The organism is Parabacteroides sp. ASF519 (assembly GCF_000364265.2).
Lineage (GTDB): Bacteria > Bacteroidota > Bacteroidia > Bacteroidales > Tannerellaceae > Parabacteroides > Parabacteroides goldsteinii.
The window spans coordinates 3,288,445-3,308,697 of record NZ_AQFV02000006.1 but is presented as its reverse complement, the minus strand read 5'-3'; the positions used below and the strand labels follow the sequence as shown (position 1 = coordinate 3,308,697).

Here is a 20,253-nt window from a genome sequence, read left to right as displayed (position 1 = left end):
TGACATTGAGTTAAAACTGACGACAAATAAACCTTAACCAGGCATGTTTTATTTATTGGCATTAACACACCCCTACCCCTCTCGAGAGGGGAGGTAGATACAACCTGTCACTATTAACAAGTTATGCAGTTATTTCTATAAATCCGCTTATTCGGACTTATTCAATGCTTCCAGCAGAAACTTTCCCGGACGGAATTTGACGCTGATGCGCGGAGGGATGGTGACGGGTACTCCTGTTTTCGGGTTGCGACCGTCACGCAAGGTCTGATGCCAGGGTTTCAGGGTACCGAACCCCTGGAGGTTGATGGAATTGCCATTCGACAGTTGCTCTGTAAATACATCTATAACAGTATTCAACAACCCGGCTGCTTCTGTCTGCGTGCATCCACACGCTTCCTGGATGGCACGGGCCAGTTCGATCTTATTCATATATTTATTGCGTTTATTTGATTTTTACACAACGGACTCCCATACCATCGGAGTGTCTGCGGCTTTGGTCAAACATAGTATTATCCCAATTCGCATTACCAGCCCCATAAGTTTTAGCCCAATTACTTCCCTTACTGCTTCCATTCTCAGAAGTCCAGTATATTCCTTGCGCTCCAACACCACTAGGCACTCCTGTCGAGATCTGCCTATAGCCAATATAAGGCCAAAACAGACCTTCGATTCCTTTAATATAAAAACCATTCCCGGAAGCATTTGAAGCATAATGATAAGATACATCACCAGATCCCGGCCTTGCTCCAGCCGGTGGAACACACCACCCTGCCGGACAGGGATCGAAAAAGGTTTTTATCGACGACCACAAATCACCTTTCGCTGACATACCATACCATATACATTCATTGCTTGTATTAACAGGTGTACCTGATACAGCCGCTCCATTCGTAAAGAATGTAAGCGGATTTTGCATCACATTATCAAACATATCTCCGACTGTATTCACATAAGCCTGATCAAACTGTTTTGCAGTAGTTTCGACCCTCTCCCCATTCGCATCATACATAGGTGTCAGGGTATTTGCAGTAAACATATTTGCCGGAACAAACGGATCCTTTCTTCCCCACTGGTAAGTCATACCGAAGTTTGTAACATTTGTCCGTTCATTAGATAACGCACCGGGGCCTCTGTCCATCCAGATATAGTCTTTAAACTTATAAACATACCCATTATCAACTTCGGCACTGGTTCCCTCCATAGAATAGTCTGCCTTTGCCACCGAATAATCCGTTATCCAGATATGCCAACTCCATAGTATTCTATTATTCCCGTCATACGCTGCAACCAATGCATTTCCTGACTTATTATCTATAGCCAAACGTATTTCTCCGCTGGAAATCAGGTAATAGATATTCCTTATCAATCCCGGTTCCGTTTGCCAGACTAATCCGACGTGGTCGATCTTACTTTGCTCTTTTGTTCCCATCCGGCCGGCATACGTCCATCCGGTCGATGAAACATCAATCCCCGCAGCTGCATACGGATTAAAAGTCAGAATAGAACCGGGTGCTGTCATATAGCAATTTGCTCCGGGTAGCGACTCTGCCGTCTGCGATGCCACCCGGTCGTCGTTGTTACCTATCCCTTTTAAGGTCAATCCTACATTATATACATGGTTACTTTCCAGATTAAAATCATTGATCGCATCTGCTCCCGGATAAAAGCGGTAAAAGACTTTATAATCTTTATTATCACTACTCTGATGATACCTGCCTTCCAGTAAAATATAAGTACAATAATTATCAGGAACACTCACCGCGCCTTTATTGGCCGCACTACCACCGGTATTCTTACCCTTCCCCCGTTTGTTTTCAGGTATATACCAGACATATCCCTTCTCTATCTCTTTTAAAACCGGATCAAGATCGGAAAAACCGACAACAATATCCGTTGTTGCCGATGCCGGTTCAAGCATCATCGCCTTGGGAACAGACAGTAATTGCAACCACACCGGCTCGAAGGTATCCCCCTCCGGCAATCCATCCGCGTTATAAGTAAAACGAATTTTGGCAAATCGGCGGGTCAGCGTCGCCTTTATCGGTGTCCCGCCTACCAACGTCGAACGACAGGCTCCGGTCATTACAATTCCTCCCGACAAACCACCCTCCCGGCTGATTGTCAGTATTTTTTCTTCCAACTCACCCAGCGTTCCCACAAAATTGGCAAACACATCACCGGCATTACAGATAAAATAAAGATACTGACTTCCCTTCGAAGGCGGTTGCATCAGGCCGATAGACAAACTGGTCAGATTCAACTTACCATTGAATGTGCGGATCACAATCGATTCGTCTGTCGCGTCTCCGTTCCCGTCAAACTGTATCACCGTCAGGTCATTTACCACCGTCTCTTCTGCCGTTGTGCCTTCTCCATTGATAAGCGTATTATCCGCCCGCGTAGCCGGTTCGCCTACCAGCGGTTCGATCTGCAAACAACAGGTTACCTCTATGCTGTTGCGGTCATCCGTTTCCGTCCGTCTGCCGTCCTCCACACAACCGGTTACAACACCCCAACCGACGACCTGTAAAAACAATATTCCGATCAACCGGGTTCTATTTGTCTTCTTTCTATCCATTCTTCTTTTTCTCTTTATTGTTTGACACATCTCACGGCTGCCCCCCAGGCTCCGGAGGTTTCTACTGTGGAGGCCCCGCTTGAACTAAACTGGAAAACATACGGCATTGTGTTCCCGAAAGATGCCGACCACAGGTAGGCAGGGGAAGCAGCATACTCCATTGAACTATTATCCAACCGTCCGGACAACGGATACCAGGCAGGCAATGTCTCGCCCTCGACATCTCTGGCTGCCCCTGAACTTGTTGAGCTATCCCAAGAAAAATTAGTGCTCCATACAAAAGTCTCCCAAGCCGTTTTCCCCGGCAGCCTCCAACCTGCCGGGCAGGGATCAAACAGTGTTTTGCTGCCTGTTGCCTGCCACAATGCAGGCAACGGTCCCCCGCCATTCCAGGTGTTATCCGCCTGATTGGTAAAAAACACAGTAGGATTTTCGACCGACTTGTCTATATTCAAAGCTGTTCCCATATCCCTATGAGCGGGAGCCGTTCCCCCGGCAACAACCGAGGTAACAAACGGGTCTTTACGTCCCCACTGGTAATAGACACCACGGGCACCTTCATCCCCTTTGATCGTACTCAGTGCACCCAGGTTACGATCCATCCAGGTCTGTCCGGCATAGTTCTGCAAACGCCCGTTTGTACCATTTTTATAAAGCACTTTCTCATAGGGAGTCACCCAGATATGCCAACTCCAGAGGATGGTTCCCTCATCATCGTAAATCGCAACCAGGGCATTTCCGGCAACACCGTCCGTATTCGTAGCGATATCGACCATCCCCTGGGTTAGAGATACCGACCGGATCAAACCTTCTACCGTTTGCCAGAGAATTTTCACCCCGGCCACTCTGCTGAAACGTCCGTCGATCAACCGGTCTTCGTAGAGCACTCCTGTGCCCGCCACACTTGCTCCCGGGGCCAGGTAAGGGTTAAACGACAATTCATTACCCGGCTCCGGGGCTATTACGAAGCAATTGGCGGGTTCTGTATATTCAAAGGTCTTTTTCGTCACCCGCTTGTCAAACGAGTTTAACCCTTCAATAACGGCTTGAATATCGTAAGCGCAATTCCGGTCGATCGTATAATCGTTCGTTGTATTTCCTCCGGGATAAAACCGGTAGCTGACCAGCTGGTCGGGCATATTCGGCGTAGTATATACGCCTGACAGTTCCACATAGGTACAAAATGCATCGGGGGCATTGATTGCATCTTTTTCATAGGAGGTCGCTCCTTTTCCTGTTTTGGCATGCCGGTTCAGGGGAACATACCAGGTATACCCTTTGTCGATCCCGGCGACAATAGAGGTATAGTCTTTGAAATTGGCCTCCTTCTTTTCGGGATAATCCGCCCCGGCAGCCGTATCGACAAATCCGTCGGCATATCTCAATACATTAGGCACATTCCCTATTTTCAGGACAGACGGGGTAAAATTGGCACCCGTTACTTTCAGGTTCTTTTTCCAGGTGAAACGGATGCGTGCCACCAACCGCTGCAAGTCTACCGCAATAGGATTTCCCTGATTTCCACCGGAGGTAAAGGAGGCTTTAACTGCCGCAATCATCATGATATTCTTTTCATTCATGGTCTGTTGGTCGAGCGCCACCGTCTTCTCCCTGAATGCTCCAAGTGTTCCTCCTTCGTAATCCTGGAATACGGCTCCGGCATTCGCTATGAAGATGATATACTGGTCTGCATTGCTCTGGGAACGCAGACCGATAGAGTAAAGATTTTCTATATCAGTACCAGTCTCCGGTTGAGGCGAAAGGATGAAACGCGACGTTACACATTCAGCATCAGTGCCATCCCCCGTCGTTCCATCCCAGTCAAACTGCAAAACCGTCAGGTCATTAATAGCCAGTTCCGTTGTTTCTCCGGTTGCCGGCGGGTCTGCTTTCGTCAGCCCGTCGACACACGCGATCGAGACAACCGGTTCCTGCCTCAGGCAAAAAAAGACCGGTACCGGTTCATCGCCCCTCCCTTCTTCCGGGTGATCAGGTAAACCTCCGGAACAACCGGAAGCTATGCCCCATGCAAACAATCCGTAATAAATCGCTTTCAACTGTTTCATCCTATCTCTCCTTCCAATGATACATCTACCCAACTACCTTCGATCGTAAAGATATGTTCGATCTCCTGTTCGCCGCTCCCCACTGTGTCCTGGTTATTATCTACCGGATTCCATGCAGCGACTGTCACCGTGAAACTCACAAAATCCCAGCCGTAGTTCACTTCAAACAGATATCGTTTGCCCGGCTCGAATGCCAGTTTGTTAATGGTTGCTTTTACTGTTCTTTCCACAGCCGCCTTGTTCTCTTCTCCCACATTCAATGTGATGACAGCCTCAAACGTACCGGCAGGCCGGGGGAAGATAACTAAGGGCTCTTTCTGGATATTATAGTGTTTCCCGTTTTTTCCGTCAGGAGCATCCGCCGAATAAGTAAACAGATTCCCACTCTGATTATCGATCGTCAGATTACCGTTAAATACATCCGGCATAACCCACTCATTTTCCGGCAACTTATAATTATCGGCCCGGGCTTCCACCATACCATTTATAACAACCTTCTTTACTTCAAAAGTTGTGATTGGCGAAGTTGCCGTCACTACCCGCACCGTAAAGCTGATTTGCGCAGCCAGATGATCCAGGCTATTCAGCGTGACACTCGTCGGCTCCGGCAACATCTGCGCCCGGGTAACCGAACCCAACGCATCCACATTGGCAGCAACCGTAATAGAACGCCCATCCTCCGACAGACCGGTCCCCGGAACCATCGTACAAAAATCGTAGGTACCGGCAGGAAGATACAAAGGGCCCGCACCCGTTGCCAATCCGAGACTGCCGGAACTTACGACATATTGACTACTTCCCGCCATCTCTTTCGTATCCGGGTTATAAGCGGTTATTGTCAGCGTTTTGCCGTTTTCCAACGCTTCGCTTTCCGTTGCGCGGGTCATCACCTCCACTTCCGGCAGGCTGAACGTCACTGGATAGAGCACCTCCCCGTCCGGCACGACTGTATCCTGCCGACAGGATGCCAACAACAAAAGAACGATCCATATATTGTTACTCTTTTTCATACGTATACTTGTTTTCCGAAGCTGATTATTTCGGGTCCAGTTCTATCTTATCCATATCCACACCGAACAATTCCCAGGGTTTTACTGTCGGCAGGCTGAATGAAGCGGCATAACGGGCGATTCTCACTTCGTATGCGTAACTGTAGCCCCCCTCCAGCGTAAGTGTTTTACCGGTTTCCGGCAGGATACTTGCCGTATAGCTTTTAGAGGCCGTGGTTTTATCGCTTTCAAAGCTCAAATTGGTAAAATCCAGTTTCAACGGGATCCCCCGGGCGGAAGCTGTTACCGGCAGGACGATAAAGGAGACGGTAAATTCGGCCGGAGAGGATTGAGATACTGTAGCCCCCTTGGTCTGCCCACTGGGCAGATCGCCCGGAACACCGCCCGTTATCAATGCAGGACTATCGGAACCGACGGACAAATCGATATAACTGCCCGTCGGATCGGTGTCGGCAATACTTACCGACAGAGCATCGGCAGACAGATAGCCATCAGTGGTTGCCGGTTTTACGGTCAATACGATTTGGGCTGCCAGATGGCGGAAAGACAAAGGGACCGTAATCTCACTATCACCGCCGCTGTTAGTTATATTGGCTGTTGCCATCAGGTAATCGACTCCGTTGTGAAGGGTGGATGTCTGGTAACTGCCGCTTAATGCGGGCACGGCATCCGTTGCACTATTGGTCGACAGGGCATAAAAATAATAACTCAATCCGGTCTGTACCTGCATAGGACCGCCTGTTGCCTTCAACACCACTGTTTCTCCCGAATTATCGACGGTATACGTATTTGAAAGCGCAGGATTCTCCGATGTGGCGGAAGAAAGGGCACTCGTCCAGGCATGTACCGTGACGTTCGCTCCTGCTTCCAGGGACTTGCCGACGGCAGCCTCCGCCCGAGCAGCCAACTCACCTGCCGTAGCCGTAAAGCCGACTGTTATATCATGGTTGTCTGCCTGTTCTTGTCCGTATTCCTGCGTACAGGCTATGGGAAGCAGCATGAACAGGCCGGTAGTTATTGTAGCTGTCAGTTGTTTCATGTTTTCCGTGTTTAGTTTGTTGTTGTTGATGACGACGAGTCCGTTATACCGCCCACCACGCCCGAAGTACCGTTTTTCCAGTCTTCCACCGTTACCCCGGAAAAAGAAATCTCATTACCTTTCAGAATCAGCGTATAGCTGTTTCGTTCACCGGGATTCCAGCCGTTGGAGGCATCGAGTTGTCCGCTATAGGTGTGGGTTGCCGCTGGCGTATCCCCGACTTTAAGGTCAGCGATAACGACTTTAATCCACATCTTCCGGGACGCCTCCGATCTCAATGGCAGCATATTGAAGGTGGCCACCTGATTGGCCGGAATGCTCCCTGTCACCTCTCCGACCTTCTCTACGGACATTTTTGCCATGCTACCGGTATTCAAATTATCGGCCGCGGAACCACAGTCCAAAAACGGCAATCCCACATTATTACCGACACGCACCTGGCCGTCTCTCAGGTACATATAAACATTTGTTACATCGGTTTGCTGCACCCAGACCTCAGCTTTGGCAAAATTTTGAGCGGCCGTCTCACTTGCCGCACAGGCATTTGCATCGAACTGGATAGTCAGCTGCACCTGGGTTCCTATATGCTTAAATGTCAAAGGGACCTCCTGCGCGGAACCGAATTGTATCGCCTCCTCTCTAACAGCGTGCAGATAATCGATTCCATTGACAAGTGCGGTCGTGTTCTTCGCGTCATCTGTCGGATAGCCATCATTGGCAACGGTATTAAACGCCGGAACTTCTTCCGTACTGCTATTGGTAGAAATGGCATAAAACCCGAATGTTCCGGCAGGAAGGATCATATTTTTGGCATCCGTACCCGCAGGAGCCGCAGGAGTCAGCGTTGTTCCGGCGGTAGCATCCGCCACGTACTCTTTGCCGCCATACATGACCGGTGCCGTTGTCCCTGTTTTTCGATGATAGGGATAAATACGAACTTTAGCGGATGTTGCCAGGCCACTTCCCCCGCACGTGTCTGCGTAGAGGTAAAGAAATGGATTTCCGATCGGTTGCCTGATTCCGGACCGTCGATCGCTTCCTCCCGGGTACATCCGGTTGCCAGTACCAGGCAAAGAACCGGAACCCAAAGGCTCGCCAACGCAGGTATGTTTATTCGATCTCTCATGGTTGTTGCTGTGTTACATAAAATCTTCTGTTATATCGCTATCGGGCATACTGCCCTCTTTGTCTTTCCAACCAGTAATCGTCACCCCCTGAAAGACGACTTCGTTTCCTGTGATATTCACCCGGTAACTATATTGGTTACCAGACACAAAACCTCCTTCCGGAGTCGTTATAGCCAGTGTATAAAGTTTGTCTTTCTGCTGGGGCAGTCCATCGAAGGTGATAGTCGGAAAGGTGAGGGTTACAGGGATTTCCTGCCCGGCCTTCATCGGAAGCATGATGCAACCGGCTGTAAAACCACCTCCGGCCAGCGTTCCTGTGACTGTCATCCCTGTGTTGGCAACGGCTGCATCCGGCACACGACCGGAGGTAATTACCGGATCGGCCCCCAGCCTGATTTTTGAGCCAACCGGGTCGGTAGCTGCCAGTTTGATTACCGGCGTAGCTGCCTCCGTCGCCTTACCGGCATCCGTTCCGTTGATTTCGCTCACCACCTTCAGTTCGATACGTACCGACAGGCGGGAGAAGGATAACAAAACCTCCTGTTCTTCGCCCGAGGTAGACGAGATGGTTGCATTTGTTTTGCAATAGATATAGTCGGTGTTATTGGTTAGCTCGCCGGTTTCCGAAAAGGAGCCTTCCGCCAATACAGGCGGTTGGCTGTTTTCATTGACCGACAGGGCATAAAAGCAATATTTACCGGCGGCTAGATACATCAGGCCCTCGCTACCGGATTCCGTCAGGCTCCCATTCCCATTCGCAACCTTATAAGTTCGACTGGCAACCGGGGCAGCAGTAGGGACACCGACAGCGGTCTCCTTATAGGCATAGACAATTACCTGTACATCATCGGCGAGTACGAGATCCGTATCTGCGGTAACTCCCGCTGCCTCCCCGCCTGCTTTTGTAGCCAGGCCGATAACGCTACTGAACGACACGGCAACCATCTCCCCGGGCGGAGCCGGATCGACAACCTCGTCAGCATGTTCTTCCCCATCGACACAAGCCGACAGTAGCAGGATGAAAGACAGGATATATAAATAAGGATGGGACATATGTGTTTTATTTGTTATTTTATATTTATGGCACCGGATCCGGTTCGTTGGGTTTCAGGTCTTCCATTGTGCCTACCTGTGTCCAGTCTGTGACTGTGGCGCCGGTGAAGGTGATTGCAGTCGGGTTCAGAGTGGCCGTGTAGGTGTAATTCTTGCCGGACTGGAAGGCGGTCGTGTTACCGTTGTCACTGGTATTCGGTGCTGTTAATGTTGCCGTATAGGTTCTATTCTCTTCTGCACGGCCTCCGACCTGTACTTTAACCTTAAAGGTGACAGTCAATTGGTGAGCATTGCCTCCCGAAGCAGCCAAAGGAAGCATCGTATAAGAGGCTGTAGAGGCTTTAGTAGCCACAGCTGTTGTTTCCATATTATCCGCAATTGTATTCACACTCGTTGCCGGTGTTATTACACCATCAGTCAAGTTCATCTTACAATTGGTTATTACAGGAGGGGTTATGGTCGCATGATCGTCACCATCCTGCCAGCCGGTCAGTTCCAACCCGGTTCCGGATTTTACGTCAATAGTAATCCGGACAGCTTTATGCTCGAAATTCAGGGTTATATTATTGTCACTACCGCCGCCAGTTGCAGGAACAGCCACATTCTTACTATTCGCATAGATATAATCGACCTTATTTTGCAAGTCGGTAGTCGATGTGCCGCTTGAAAAGACAGGAATTCCATTTGCCGAAGTGGTGATATTGGCCGATACGGCATAAAAGTCATAAGAACCTTTAGCCAGATACATTACGAAACTATCGTCGCCATTAAATTTCCCGGCAGTGGCGACCGTATATCCTTTTGCATCGACAACAGGAGTAGAAGTCTCGTCCGTTACAAAGGTGGAGATTTTTGCTTTTACCCCAGTTGCCACACTCTCCGACGAGCTTACCTTTGTCTGCGTCAAATTTATATTTCCACTAAAGTTGACAGCGTATTCTCCCTTCCCGTTTGTAACGGGGTCATCCCCCTGTTCGTCGGAAGTACACCCGGTAACCGAGAGAAGCAGTAGGAGAATGGTTAGTAATATGTTGGTTGTTTTCATGTTTGTTGTTTTAATTATTGTCAGATTTGAATGTTTCACATATTGCCAAAATTGAGCTATCTTGTCCCCGTGCTTGACACGGGGCCGCAGAAGAACCAGCAGTATCAAAAGATACATATAGGATACGGTTTGTGCCTTTGCGATCCCGTGTCGGGCACGGGAACGGGATAGTTCAATTATTTCTATATCTACATCTTTATCTTACCGCTTCACGCCCCGGGTTTATCCGGTACTACCGGCAAATCGCCGCCTATGGCATCTACCCAGTCGACCACTTCGGTGGATAAGGAAATGAAGTCTTTGGCTGTGGAACTGTATAATAAGGTATACAGATAGGAAGTGCCCGCTGTAAGACCTGTGGCAGGGACTGTCGGGGTGATCTCCACCTTTTTTTCCGTACCGCTGGCATCCAGAGCCAACTCAAATTTAAGAGTCGAATTACCAACCATATCCTCTCCTGTCTTCGGGAACAGCATCAATTGTTCCGGGATATCGAAAGTTGTTCCGGCTGCTACTGTCTGAGGGGTTGTCGGCTGAAAGAAAGTAAAGGTATTCCCGTCGGATGATGTAGCACTTAAACTGCTCCATTCCCCATCCGTTATACTCATTGTTCCCTTATCATTGTCTTTCACCTTGATACTCTTGATGACTATCGCATCCGACTCTTCCGTATTCTTAAACTTAAAACGTATCTGTGTCAAGGCATGCTTGAACACCAGCTTCTGAATAACACCGGCTTCGTCTGATGTCCGTTTGTAGTTTTCAATCGGCGCGGCATACATATAATCGGCCTGGGCGGACGGTGTTTTTTCCAGAGTCACTTTCAATTTGGGGGCAGCAGTAGTAGTTGGCGCCACGACTCCGTCGCCACCTGCCTGGGAAACAGCCGTATGCGGATAATAAGCATAGAAGTTATACACTTTGTCCACCGTATAGTTCAGTAGCGGAGAATAGTCCAATCCTCCCGAACTGTTCGCAACCGCTTCGATGTTATCCATCAGGTTTGCGGAGGCTTTCCATGCCGGGGATGCGGATGATTCCGCTTCCAGGGCATACAGTCCCACTTTTTCCCCGTCGGGGATCTTCGTCCCTTTTACCACGGCCTTGGTTTCTATCTGCACCGTTGTACCGAAAAGGATCGCATTAGCCTCCGGTTTGCTATTCTGCAACCCGTCGTCCTCAGAACAGGAGACAGCAGCGAAAGCGATTGCTGTTAATAAAATAAGATTTTTCATACACTAATTTCTTTTTAATATTAATACTTTATATTGTTCAAAACTATTCTTCCGGGTCGACCTCTCCTGCCTCGACAGGTAGCCAGGGTTCGATCGTACCCTGGAAAGTGACACCATCGGTGGCATACCATACCGTATAAAGGTAAGAGTAGCCTGCCGCCCAGCCTTCGGCAGGGGTGGCGGGAGAAACCTCGAACGTCTGTCCGTCGATCGTAATGCTGAAAACCTGTTTTTTCATTGTCTCCGCTCCCACCGGGAGTTGAAGCAACGAAATCGGTATCTCGTAGAAAGCCTCTTGCGGAAGTTCCACCGCCTCACTATAACGGCAAAGGATAAAAGAGGGAAAACGATTGCCTTCCTCTACCTCCTCCCAGCTTCCGTCGGCCAGCGAAAGCGTGCCGCTCCCCGGAGCCGTCAGCGTAATGCTATTCAAAAAAACACCGGCTGTACTACCGTTCCAAATACGTACCCGTATCCGGCACAAGGCATGCCGGAAAGTCAACCGGCCGATATCATTCGACCTGTCGGTATCAGGCGTTACTTTCAGGGATGCCCACAGATAATCCGCCTGACTCCCCGCCTGATCGCCCAGGCTGATTTTCAGCGAAGGGGCGTCGGCAGCATCCGTATAGGCCATCGACGCCGTATAGGGCCAACAGGCATAAAAAGAATAGTTCTTTCCCGCTTCGTAATACTTCACCGGATCGTAATCGACCGCCCCTTCCACACCGATCGTTCCCGCTACGTTGTTCATGACAACTTCACTGCTACCGCCGGTCTGCGTCGAACAAGCGAAAAGTCCGGCACGACTTCCGTCCGGTAATACGGTTCCCGACAGAAGACCCGAAGCTTTGCTCGTTTCTACAGAGACGTCTGCCACGAAACGAATTGCTCCGCCCGAAGGCGTCTCCCGACGGTCGTCGGGAGAACACCCCCCAAACATGGCGGCGCAAACCAGATATATCAGCAGCCGTTTCATCCCCTCTCCTTTATTTTACCGTGATACCCGGACCTGATACATATTGCCATTCCACCACGCTGGTAGACAACTGGATGGAGGAAGCACTTCCGTAAGTCACTGTATATTCGTAAGAATATCCCGCCCGTAAACCTTCCGTCGGCAATGTCAGCGTCTGACCGGTTTTCTCTATGGCCGAAGAAGCATCGCCTTCCGTCACACCCATATCAAAAGTATAGGCCGTCCCTTTGGCTGCTACAGGCAACAACATCAGTTGTCCCGGTACGGAGAAAGAGGCTTTCGGCTGAATCTCTTCCGCAGCAGACGGACCAAACAGGATATAGGTTTCCGATCCGGAAGGTGCGCTCCACGTACCGTTGCCGATATTCAGCGTTGCACCGCCGGGAGCCTGTATTTTCAAAGAGTGCAGCGTCAGTTTATCGCCCGTACCATTCACCACCTTTACCGTGACCTGCGTCAGGGCATGGTTGAAGCTCAGCAGGTAAGCGCCGGTCACCGGCTTTTTATTTTCCAGCGGACTCGCATACATATAATCGATCTGGTCCGACGGAGTCTTCCCGAACGTGCAGGCCAGCTTAGGCGGCTGACCGGCAGAAGGATCCGTGACGGACGCTTCATAAGGATAGTAGGCAAAAAAACTGTAGTTGGCATTCGCCGTGTACATCTTTACAGGTTCGTAGACCAGGCCGCCGCTACCGCTGACCTCCGCTTCCACATTGTTCATAATCAGGTTGTTCGAAGCATCACTAACCGATGTCGTCCAGACGGGTACGCCGTTCCTGTTTTCAAGCGTGTACACGCCCACTTTCGTTCCGGCTGCAAACTGCGTACCCGTCACCGGACCGGCTTTCGTCTGAATGCCAGATTCAAAACGGATCACACCCGAAAGGTCCGGCGTTTCGGCCCCACGGTTGTCAGAACAGGCACACAACAGACCCAGGCCCGCTACTAATACTAATGTCGTTGTTTTCATTTCTCTATCATTTTTTTATTTACCAACCGATACATCGGGACCCTGTCCCGCTATCCATTCAGTTATACGAACCTGAAAATGGATGCCCGAAGGAGTCACATCCAACTCCACATCCGCATTATCGCCATCCCCCATATTGATCAAGTCGTCATAGATATCCAATTCGTGCACCTCCTTCGTCTCGTCCGCATAGTTGATCTGCAAACGAAGGTTTTTATCGGCTCCTCCACCCGGGATCTCATCCTTATCCAGCAGGTTGAACACCAAAAGCGAACCCACGAACAGGCCCTCTTCCGCGCGGATGGGGATATCGGTGCCCGCCACATAGGAGGCTACAGACTTTCCCGTACTCAGATTGACTGCTTCGGCCACATTCAGGAGGCGACCCGATACCGATTCCACCTCCCGCGCATCGGTCACTTTTATACGAAAAGAGATGCGCCGCACAATTGGCTCGGGATGAACCCGTAAAGGCTCTGCACCCGGATCCTCTTTCCTCACTTCATACTCTCCGAGCGTAGCCAGCGTAAACCAATCCGGTTGACCGACCGTTTCCACCGAACGGGTCAGAGGTTTTACGCAGGCTTCAGCGGTTTCAAACTGCTCCTGTCCGCGAAACCAGATACCCGGTGTCGGACAGTTATAGATCAGTACACGATAATTGCCGACCGGCAGATTGCCGGAGAAAGAGACCGTATCCGATTTCATTTCGTAGACCGTCCCCTCACCGCTTTCCGGATAGAAACGGAGCGTCATCCCCTCCGGAGGCTGTATGCCGGAAGGCACCGTATCCCATTCAAAACAGATACGGACTGTCCCGTCGACAAGTTCCGCAGCCGGCTCGTCAGATCTCCTGCAACAAGATAAAATACTCATGATTGCAAGCAAGCAAAAGATGAACCCTATACCTGTTTTTTGCTTCATTTTTCCTCCCTGAATATTGCATCTCTATTGATAGTAGAGATACACAGCCTTTAATCGACTATAATTCAATGTGATACAAATAACATTAACCTTCATTGGTTTTTATTCACACAACAAAATACGTAAATAAACGTGAAATTGATAACATTTTTTCAATAGTTAAATATTATTTACTTCTTAATGATCAAGGAGTTTTTAAAACAGATATTTACTACCTTTGTACCAGTTTTTAGTTAAGTAAATATAATGTATCTCTACTATCAATAGAGATGCAGTACCCTATATTCAGAAGGATATGAAATTCAGGGCATCTCTTCTTCTCCACCAAACAATTATTTTTTAGCTTTATTTATAGATTGAACAGGCCGTAAAATCACAAAAAAATGAACCCGGTGATTGTTGTTAGGATGCAACAAATCCGGCTGATATGGGATAAGAGTTACAGAGGGAAAAGGTGAATAAGAGAGCCGACAAAGAAAAGCACAAACTGATTATCAGAAGTCTAAAGGATATCAAAAAGTAACAAAAATCAACGATAGGCTATCATTGCAATCACTTTTTAAGTTCTTTTCGTAACGCCCTCTTTTTTCAACAGAGGCCATCCGGACGCAAATCGGTTGCTTTTGGCGGGTAAAAAGGCCTTTTTCATGGTTATTGGCTCCGGTTTGGTATCGATTACCCGGCAGATAGTTTCAGTTAGTTGCCGGATAGTTTCAACCACCCGGCAACTGGTCGGAATTGTCCGGCAGCCAATTGAAATTGCTTGGGAGATAATTGTAACACGTCTCTTTTTTCCCTAAGCAGGCATCGGTTATTCAGTGTTTTTTTCGCTGGAAGGTAAAAAAATCCACACCATTCCTGCCTGACAAAATGTAGCCGTTTCCATCAACCAAGCAGCCACCATCACAAACAGCCCGGGGCCCCATTCCAAATGCGCAAACAAAAAGTCATCCGATTTCCCCAATCCCCTTTCCTCCTGTCATCGCTTAACTTCCCCAGAGACGCATAAATACTCCCAATCCCTTACCCGCCTCCATAGAGAGTTCCTATAAAAGGGATTAAATGACAAATTGATTTTCAAGAATACCAATAAAAAATAGGAATAGCATTCTTCTATACAATACAGTTCATAATCGTTGGTGGAGTTAATCCTGTTCATAATCTATCAGATTTGAACTATCTAAATTATAAACTGGTTGTAACTGGCTCCCCTCTTGAGAGGGGGGAAGGGGGTGTGTTATAGTTTCGCCCCATAACTGGCTTTAACACACCCCTTATCCCCTCTCAAGAGGGGAATTGGTTACTCCCGTCACTATAAACAGATAGCTCAATTATTCCTACATCTGAATCAAATAATCCCCTTCTCTGTTTGGAATAAATAAAATATTGCCTACATTTGTCTCGTTACCTGCTATCGGGTAATAAAACAACTAAAACTATTGACTTATGGAAAAGTATGTGAACATCATGCTCGACAAGGCTTTTAAAACCGTATTCGGTGAAAAGCAAGTGGCAATCGACTTTATCAACGCCACGCTCGAGGGCGAACGCTAGGTGAAAGACCTGACCTATCTCGATAAAGAAATCCAACCCGAAGTAATAGAACAGCGCACGGTGATCTTCGATCTCCTTTGCGAAGATGTGGACGGGAGCAAATTTGTACTTGAAATGCAGAATTGTCCTCAACATTATTTCTTTAACCGCGGATTTTATTACATTTGTCGAATGATCTCCCGTCAGGGAGAGAGCGGAGCTGACTGGAAGTATAGCTTGCTTCCGGTATATGGCATCTACCTGTTGAACTTTAGTCTGCCTGAATTTCAGAGTTGGCGCACCGATGTGGTGCTAGCCAATGAGGCGACAGGGAAAACTTTTGGCGAGGTCAAACTGAAACAGATTTATCTGTCGTTCGATCTGTTCAATCTAAGAGAAGAGGAATGCAAAACGCCTCTGGAGAATATGGTTTATATATTGAAGAATATGAATTTATTTGATATGTCTCCGTTTAAGGAGAAAAACGATGCCTTCAAACGCCTGCTCGATGTGGCAAACCTGAATGCAATGACTTCTCACGAACGGGCTGTTTACGATGAGAACCTGAAGATTTACCGCGACTGGCGCAATACCTTGGAATATGCGGTGGAGGAGGCCGAAATGAAAGGGATGACAAAAGGTAAAGCTGAGGGTAAAGTAGAAGAACAACGCCAGATTGCTGCAAATTTAAAAAAGCAGGAAGTTAATATCGAAACGATCGCCCAGTGTACCGGTTTGTCTGTCGAAGAAATAGACAAATTGTAGTTTATTCACTTAACAGTCAAATGTCAACAGAAAGAAAGTTTCCATTTGTAATGGAAACTTTCTTTCATTATCATCCCCTATCAATCCAGATTGATCACTTTATTATTTATCCGCTTCACCAACCCTTCGTTGAACGAGTCGAGATAGATCTGTGTCGTTTTTTCGTTGGCATGTCCCAGGCAGGAACTAATCACCGCAGTAGGCATCAATTGGTTGCGGGCGGCGGTTGCCCAAGAGTGGCGGGCCATATATGACGACAGTGATTCGGGGATATTCGCTTTCTCCGCAATGATCTTCAGATGACGATTGAATGAGCATAAGGCACTCCGATAACATTTATAATGGGCTTCCTCGCTCGCCCCATCCGACAGCACAGGCCAGATGTAACAACTATCGGTACGATATTTTTCAATAATCTTCAACAAGTCTCCATTTGCAAAAACAGAGACGGGCCGTCCGGTCTTCACCCGCTCATAATGGATCATCTCCCGTTGCAATTGCTCATGTTTCAATAGAATCATATCAGCAAACCCCATACCGCAGGTGTAAAAACTGAAAAGGAACATATCGCGTGCCATAGCCAGGCTGGTTCCTTCATCCAATTTGAGGTTCTTTATCCGTTTCACCCATCTTTTAGGCAATGCCCGTTTACGTGTCGGCATCGATTCCAGCGACATGCCGGCAAAAGGGTTTTCGCGCGGGCGGATCACTTTCTCCGCCACAGCCTTGTTGTAAAGGGCGCGTAAATTACGCAGATAGAAATGTGCCGTATTCTCACAACAGCCTTGTCCCAACAACCAGTTCTCATAACTATTCAGCATCCCCGACCGGAACAGCCGGAAGGGTATCCGCTGGCTCCCGGTAAACTGCACCAGCGACTTCAGGCTACTCATATAGGCATGTGCCGTCCCGAACCGTCCTTCCTGTTCCACCTGGTCAATAATATTCAGAGCATAAAGCACGAACCCATTACGTGCAACCCCTTTCCTAATCAAAGTCATTTCATCCATACTGTTTCCTATTTAAATTAATATTGGCAGGAATATAACAGAAAATGAACTACCTTTGTCTGAATGATTAACATGTTTCGCTATGAGAAGTTATAAGATACCCTATACTATACGTGAAAGTGCTGCATCCGGAAGATGTCGAACAGGTGTGCCGCTATGCTGCCGATGCCAAAGAATTATTGCCGGATTTCCATATTCGCCAATTTGTTATTTATGTCGTTGCGAATAAGGGGTATAAGATTTGGGAAGTATAAGAATCTGATTGCAGAAAGGTGCGTCAAATGTATGTTATCACTCATTTGCCGCCTTCGGCAGCACCTTTTTCAGCAATAAGTATCCGCAAAGTCCAGAGACAAACGATCCCGTAAATACGCCAAGTTTAGCCTGGTTCAGCAAATCCATGCCTACAGCATCCGTAGTGTTAAACGACAGGTTAGCGATGAACAGTGCAACTGTGAAACCAATACCTCCTAACATCGACACCCCAAACAGATTCCAACGTGTCATTCCTGCCGGCATAGAGGCAAGGCTTGTACGGGCAAAGAAATAGGTAAAAGAGAAAATACCCAATGTCTTTCCGACAAACAATCCCAGGAAGACTGCCAACGGCACATTGACCAAAGACGCAGGCTGGATATCGCCGAACGTGACACCGGCATTCACAAAGGCAAACAGCGGAAGGATCAGGTAATTTACCATCGGATGCAGTTTGTCGGCAATGCTTTGCAACGGACTGATCGTTCTATCCGCCAGCGAATGGATATTGTTCAATACCTGTATCTGCGTCGGAGTCAGCACGGCGGCCTTTTTAGACTGGCGCACCTCCGTATAGTCCAGCATATTCAGATAGCCGGTCATATCACAGGTGAAATCGTTCAGGTTGATCTTCGGACGGGCGGGAACGGTGAAGGCAACCAATACCCCTGCTATGGTTGGATGAATACCCGATTCCAGGAACAAAATCCAGACAAAAAAACCGACAATATAATAGAACAGGTTATTATTTACCCGCATCTTCCCTCCGGCATACAATAACGCCAACAGGGCCAGGGAAATCAGCAACGGCTGATAGGCAATATGCCCGCTATAAAACAAAGCGATAATAATTATACCGCCGATATCATCGACAACAGCCAACGCCGTCAGGAAAATTCGCATACTCAGAGGAACCCGCTTCCCCAAAAGTCCCAGAACGGCAAGGGCAAAAGCGATATCGGTAGCCATTGGGATGGCAGCCCCGCGTGCTTCCGGTCCTGTATTACACACCAGAAGGAAGAAAAGGACCGGCACGATCATACCACCGCAAGCGGCAATTACCGGAAGGATCGCCTTACGGACCGAACTGAGTTCGCCGATCAAAACCTCCTGCTTGATCTCCAACCCTATCACAAAGAAGAATACGGCCATCAGGGCATCATTCACAAAAGCCAGCATCGGCATCGGCTCTCCGTGATGCGAGAACAAATTGAATTTACCGATCTGAAGATCTATGGGATAAGATAGTATATGATGATAAGCATACGCCCAAGGGGAATTGGCCAGTATCATAGCCAGTATGGTGGCCATAAACAATAGAAAACTGGCGCTCGACTTCTGTGTAGCGAAACGGCGCAATGGTTTCAGGATAACATTAATAGTACGATCCATTGTATTTAAAATATTTGCGGAGACAGCTTGCTGACCTGTCTCCGTAATTCCTAACTGTGTTATTGTCTTTGCTTCTCTGCCATTTCGAGCTGATAGGCACTGCGGGTCAATTTTTCTACCCAGACCACAAAGATACCAGTTAAAATTAAATTAAACACAATAGTAAGGACAGAAATCATCAGGGCCGGTCCACCTAAATTGTATCCGAGAGCGATGAAAATAATACCTGCTCCTACCTCACCACGCGTAAACATACCGATCGACAATGCCAGACGCTCACGTTTGCGCCGGTCGCGATAGAAGAACAGTGGGAAAAGTTTTCCTATATTAGAAAGGAAAGAGACAATAAGAACGTGCAACAGGATCATCGGCCACGACATCATCGGCTGCGCCCCGGTAATGGTTGCCGCCTCGGCCGATTGTTTGGCAAAATCAATGCCAAAGAATACCGGCATACTCACTCCCACAAGGAACATGAACAGGAAGGATATGGCTGTAGCCACATTGTGTTCGACCTTCGTGTCGATATGCTTATGCTTCATGATCATACCCAGGACGAAAGCAGGCAGCAGCACTTCGATATGAATACTGGCGTCTTCACCATAGAAATGTTTGGACACCAGATAAACTCCCTGTGTAATAGCCAGCGTCACAATTGCATAGAGCAAGATCGCTTTCCAGTCCTGACGCATATTATAAGTGCCCATCTTCTTCCACCCGAGCATAAGCAGCACCATCACGATCAGGATGATAACACCCAACTGCCAGCGCAGTCCCACCATCATGATCTGAAGCGGTATCATCAGCAGGATTGTATCGAGGTCGTCGAAAATAGCCAGAACCTGCACCTTTTTATATACCCATGAAGCCTTCAGTCCGGCAGCAGCAAGCATAGTAAAGAGAATGCCGGCAGAGGTAGGCGCCGCAAAACGGCTCAGCAACAGGTTTTCCTTCCAGGCTTCGCCACTCGACCAATAGATATCGGGAAGCAGGACGAACATATAATACAACGCCACAAAGATCCAGGGAAAGGCTGCGGTTGCCATCGCAATAAAGTAATCCTCCGTATAAGATTTCCAACGGGTTTTGTCCATTTCAAACTCCCGGCCCACGTTGATCATAATAAAGGCCAGGCACACATACAACAACGTGTTGGAGATCGTCTTCACCATCGAATAGTTCTCTCCCACCATACCGGGAAGAAACTGCGAGACAACCAAACCAATCACTAAGAAAAAAGAAAATAACAGAATCTTCTTCATTATATTA

Annotated in this window: 17 protein-coding genes and 1 pseudogene; 2 read left to right on the top strand and 16 right to left on the bottom strand. The window is 48.2% G+C overall.

What is annotated here, in order from left to right; genetic code table 11:
* Window positions 1–147: 147 nt before the first annotated feature.
* From C825_RS12960 to C825_RS12900, 13 genes are all read right to left on the bottom strand, one after another.
* On the bottom strand, window positions 148–429 hold the full coding sequence (locus tag C825_RS12960) for an HU family DNA-binding protein (protein ID WP_010802769.1): 282 nt from the start codon (window positions 427–429) through the stop codon (window positions 148–150).
* A gap of 13 nt (window positions 430–442) precedes the next feature.
* Window positions 443–2,578, bottom strand: a complete 2,136-nt coding sequence (locus C825_RS12955) for a DUF4906 domain-containing protein (RefSeq protein ID WP_010802768.1) — start codon at window positions 2,576–2,578, stop codon at window positions 443–445.
* A gap of 14 nt (window positions 2,579–2,592) precedes the next feature.
* Window positions 2,593–4,644, bottom strand: coding sequence for a DUF4906 domain-containing protein (locus C825_RS12950; protein WP_010802767.1), 2,052 nt, complete (start codon window positions 4,642–4,644; stop codon window positions 2,593–2,595).
* Window positions 4,641–5,654 (bottom strand): fimbrillin family protein, encoded by a 1,014-nt coding sequence (locus C825_RS12945; protein WP_010802766.1) that lies wholly within the window; start codon window positions 5,652–5,654, stop codon window positions 4,641–4,643. Before C825_RS12945 ends, C825_RS12950 begins: the two co-directional genes overlap by 4 nt.
* A 25-nt stretch (window positions 5,655–5,679) precedes the next feature.
* Window positions 5,680–6,693 (bottom strand): fimbrillin family protein, encoded by a 1,014-nt coding sequence (locus C825_RS12940; RefSeq protein WP_010802765.1) that lies wholly within the window; start codon window positions 6,691–6,693, stop codon window positions 5,680–5,682.
* A gap of 11 nt (window positions 6,694–6,704) precedes the next feature.
* Window positions 6,705–7,625, bottom strand: coding sequence for a fimbrillin family protein (locus tag C825_RS12935; RefSeq protein WP_250690632.1), 921 nt, complete (start codon window positions 7,623–7,625; stop codon window positions 6,705–6,707).
* Entirely contained in the window at window positions 7,532–7,819 is a 288-nt protein-coding gene (locus C825_RS12930; RefSeq protein ID WP_250690636.1) for a hypothetical protein, read from the bottom strand. The genes C825_RS12935 and C825_RS12930 overlap by 94 nt, the downstream gene beginning before the upstream one ends.
* A 13-nt stretch (window positions 7,820–7,832) precedes the next feature.
* Complete coding sequence (locus C825_RS12925; RefSeq protein WP_010802763.1) at window positions 7,833–8,873, bottom strand: BF2992 family fimbrillin-A clan protein; 1,041 nt, start codon at window positions 8,871–8,873, stop codon at window positions 7,833–7,835.
* Between the two features lie 25 nt (window positions 8,874–8,898).
* Entirely contained in the window at window positions 8,899–9,918 is a 1,020-nt protein-coding gene (locus C825_RS12920) for a fimbrillin family protein (RefSeq protein WP_010802762.1), read from the bottom strand.
* 209 nt (window positions 9,919–10,127) lie between these two features.
* Window positions 10,128–11,153, bottom strand: coding sequence for a fimbrillin family protein (locus C825_RS12915; RefSeq protein ID WP_010802761.1), 1,026 nt, complete (start codon window positions 11,151–11,153; stop codon window positions 10,128–10,130).
* A gap of 43 nt (window positions 11,154–11,196) precedes the next feature.
* Window positions 11,197–12,132, bottom strand: coding sequence for a fimbrillin family protein (locus C825_RS12910; protein ID WP_010802760.1), 936 nt, complete (start codon window positions 12,130–12,132; stop codon window positions 11,197–11,199).
* Between the two features lie 10 nt (window positions 12,133–12,142).
* A complete protein-coding gene (locus C825_RS12905; RefSeq protein WP_010802759.1) occupies window positions 12,143–13,105 on the bottom strand; it encodes a fimbrillin family protein in 963 nt (320 codons plus the stop codon).
* Between the two features lie 15 nt (window positions 13,106–13,120).
* Complete coding sequence (locus tag C825_RS12900) at window positions 13,121–14,029, bottom strand: DUF5119 domain-containing protein (protein WP_010802758.1); 909 nt, start codon at window positions 14,027–14,029, stop codon at window positions 13,121–13,123.
* 1,446 nt (window positions 14,030–15,475) lie between these two features.
* Between C825_RS12900 and C825_RS12895 the strand changes: the two are divergent.
* Window positions 15,476–16,327: pseudogene (locus C825_RS12895) on the top strand (Rpn family recombination-promoting nuclease/putative transposase).
* A gap of 80 nt (window positions 16,328–16,407) precedes the next feature.
* Here the strand turns inward: C825_RS12895 and C825_RS12890 are convergent.
* Window positions 16,408–17,337 (bottom strand): tyrosine-type recombinase/integrase, encoded by a 930-nt coding sequence (locus C825_RS12890; RefSeq protein ID WP_010802755.1) that lies wholly within the window; start codon window positions 17,335–17,337, stop codon window positions 16,408–16,410.
* Between the two features lie 113 nt (window positions 17,338–17,450).
* Between C825_RS12890 and C825_RS12885 the strand changes: the two genes are divergently transcribed.
* Window positions 17,451–17,591, top strand: coding sequence for a hypothetical protein (locus tag C825_RS12885; RefSeq protein ID WP_154278314.1), 141 nt, complete (start codon window positions 17,451–17,453; stop codon window positions 17,589–17,591).
* Window positions 17,592–17,628: 37 nt separating this feature from the next.
* Here C825_RS12885 and nhaA read toward each other — a convergent pair whose 3' ends face one another.
* Together nhaA and C825_RS12875 are read right to left on the bottom strand one after the other, a co-directional pair.
* The gene (gene nhaA, locus C825_RS12880; protein WP_010802754.1) at window positions 17,629–18,984 is read right to left on the bottom strand and encodes a Na+/H+ antiporter NhaA; all 1,356 of its coding nucleotides are present in this window, start codon (window positions 18,982–18,984) and stop codon (window positions 17,629–17,631) included.
* A gap of 59 nt (window positions 18,985–19,043) precedes the next feature.
* Entirely contained in the window at window positions 19,044–20,246 is a 1,203-nt protein-coding gene (locus C825_RS12875) for a cation:proton antiporter family protein (protein ID WP_007658119.1), read from the bottom strand.
* Window positions 20,247–20,253: the final 7 nt, after the last annotated feature.

Coding starts and splice junctions, on each gene's coding strand:
- nhaA (WP_010802754.1), bottom strand. CDS start 18,984: ATGGATCGTACTATTAATGTTATCCTGAAACCATTGCGCCGTTTCGCT.
- C825_RS12920 (WP_010802762.1), bottom strand. CDS start 9,918: ATGAAAACAACCAACATATTACTAACCATTCTCCTACTGCTTCTCTCG.
- C825_RS12915 (WP_010802761.1), bottom strand. CDS start 11,153: ATGAAAAATCTTATTTTATTAACAGCAATCGCTTTCGCTGCTGTCTCC.
- C825_RS12905 (WP_010802759.1), bottom strand. CDS start 13,105: ATGAAAACAACGACATTAGTATTAGTAGCGGGCCTGGGTCTGTTGTGT.
- C825_RS12925 (WP_010802763.1), bottom strand. CDS start 8,873: ATGTCCCATCCTTATTTATATATCCTGTCTTTCATCCTGCTACTGTCG.
- C825_RS12900 (WP_010802758.1), bottom strand. CDS start 14,029: ATGAAGCAAAAAACAGGTATAGGGTTCATCTTTTGCTTGCTTGCAATC.
- C825_RS12930 (WP_250690636.1), bottom strand. CDS start 7,819: ATGAGAGATCGAATAAACATACCTGCGTTGGCGAGCCTTTGGGTTCCG.
- C825_RS12960 (WP_010802769.1), bottom strand. CDS start 429: ATGAATAAGATCGAACTGGCCCGTGCCATCCAGGAAGCGTGTGGATGC.
- C825_RS12910 (WP_010802760.1), bottom strand. CDS start 12,132: ATGAAACGGCTGCTGATATATCTGGTTTGCGCCGCCATGTTTGGGGGG.
- C825_RS12940 (WP_010802765.1), bottom strand. CDS start 6,693: ATGAAACAACTGACAGCTACAATAACTACCGGCCTGTTCATGCTGCTT.
- C825_RS12955 (WP_010802768.1), bottom strand. CDS start 2,578: ATGGATAGAAAGAAGACAAATAGAACCCGGTTGATCGGAATATTGTTT.
- C825_RS12890 (WP_010802755.1), bottom strand. CDS start 17,337: ATGGATGAAATGACTTTGATTAGGAAAGGGGTTGCACGTAATGGGTTC.
- C825_RS12950 (WP_010802767.1), bottom strand. CDS start 4,644: ATGAAACAGTTGAAAGCGATTTATTACGGATTGTTTGCATGGGGCATA.
- C825_RS12945 (WP_010802766.1), bottom strand. CDS start 5,654: ATGAAAAAGAGTAACAATATATGGATCGTTCTTTTGTTGTTGGCATCC.
- C825_RS12875 (WP_007658119.1), bottom strand. CDS start 20,246: ATGAAGAAGATTCTGTTATTTTCTTTTTTCTTAGTGATTGGTTTGGTT.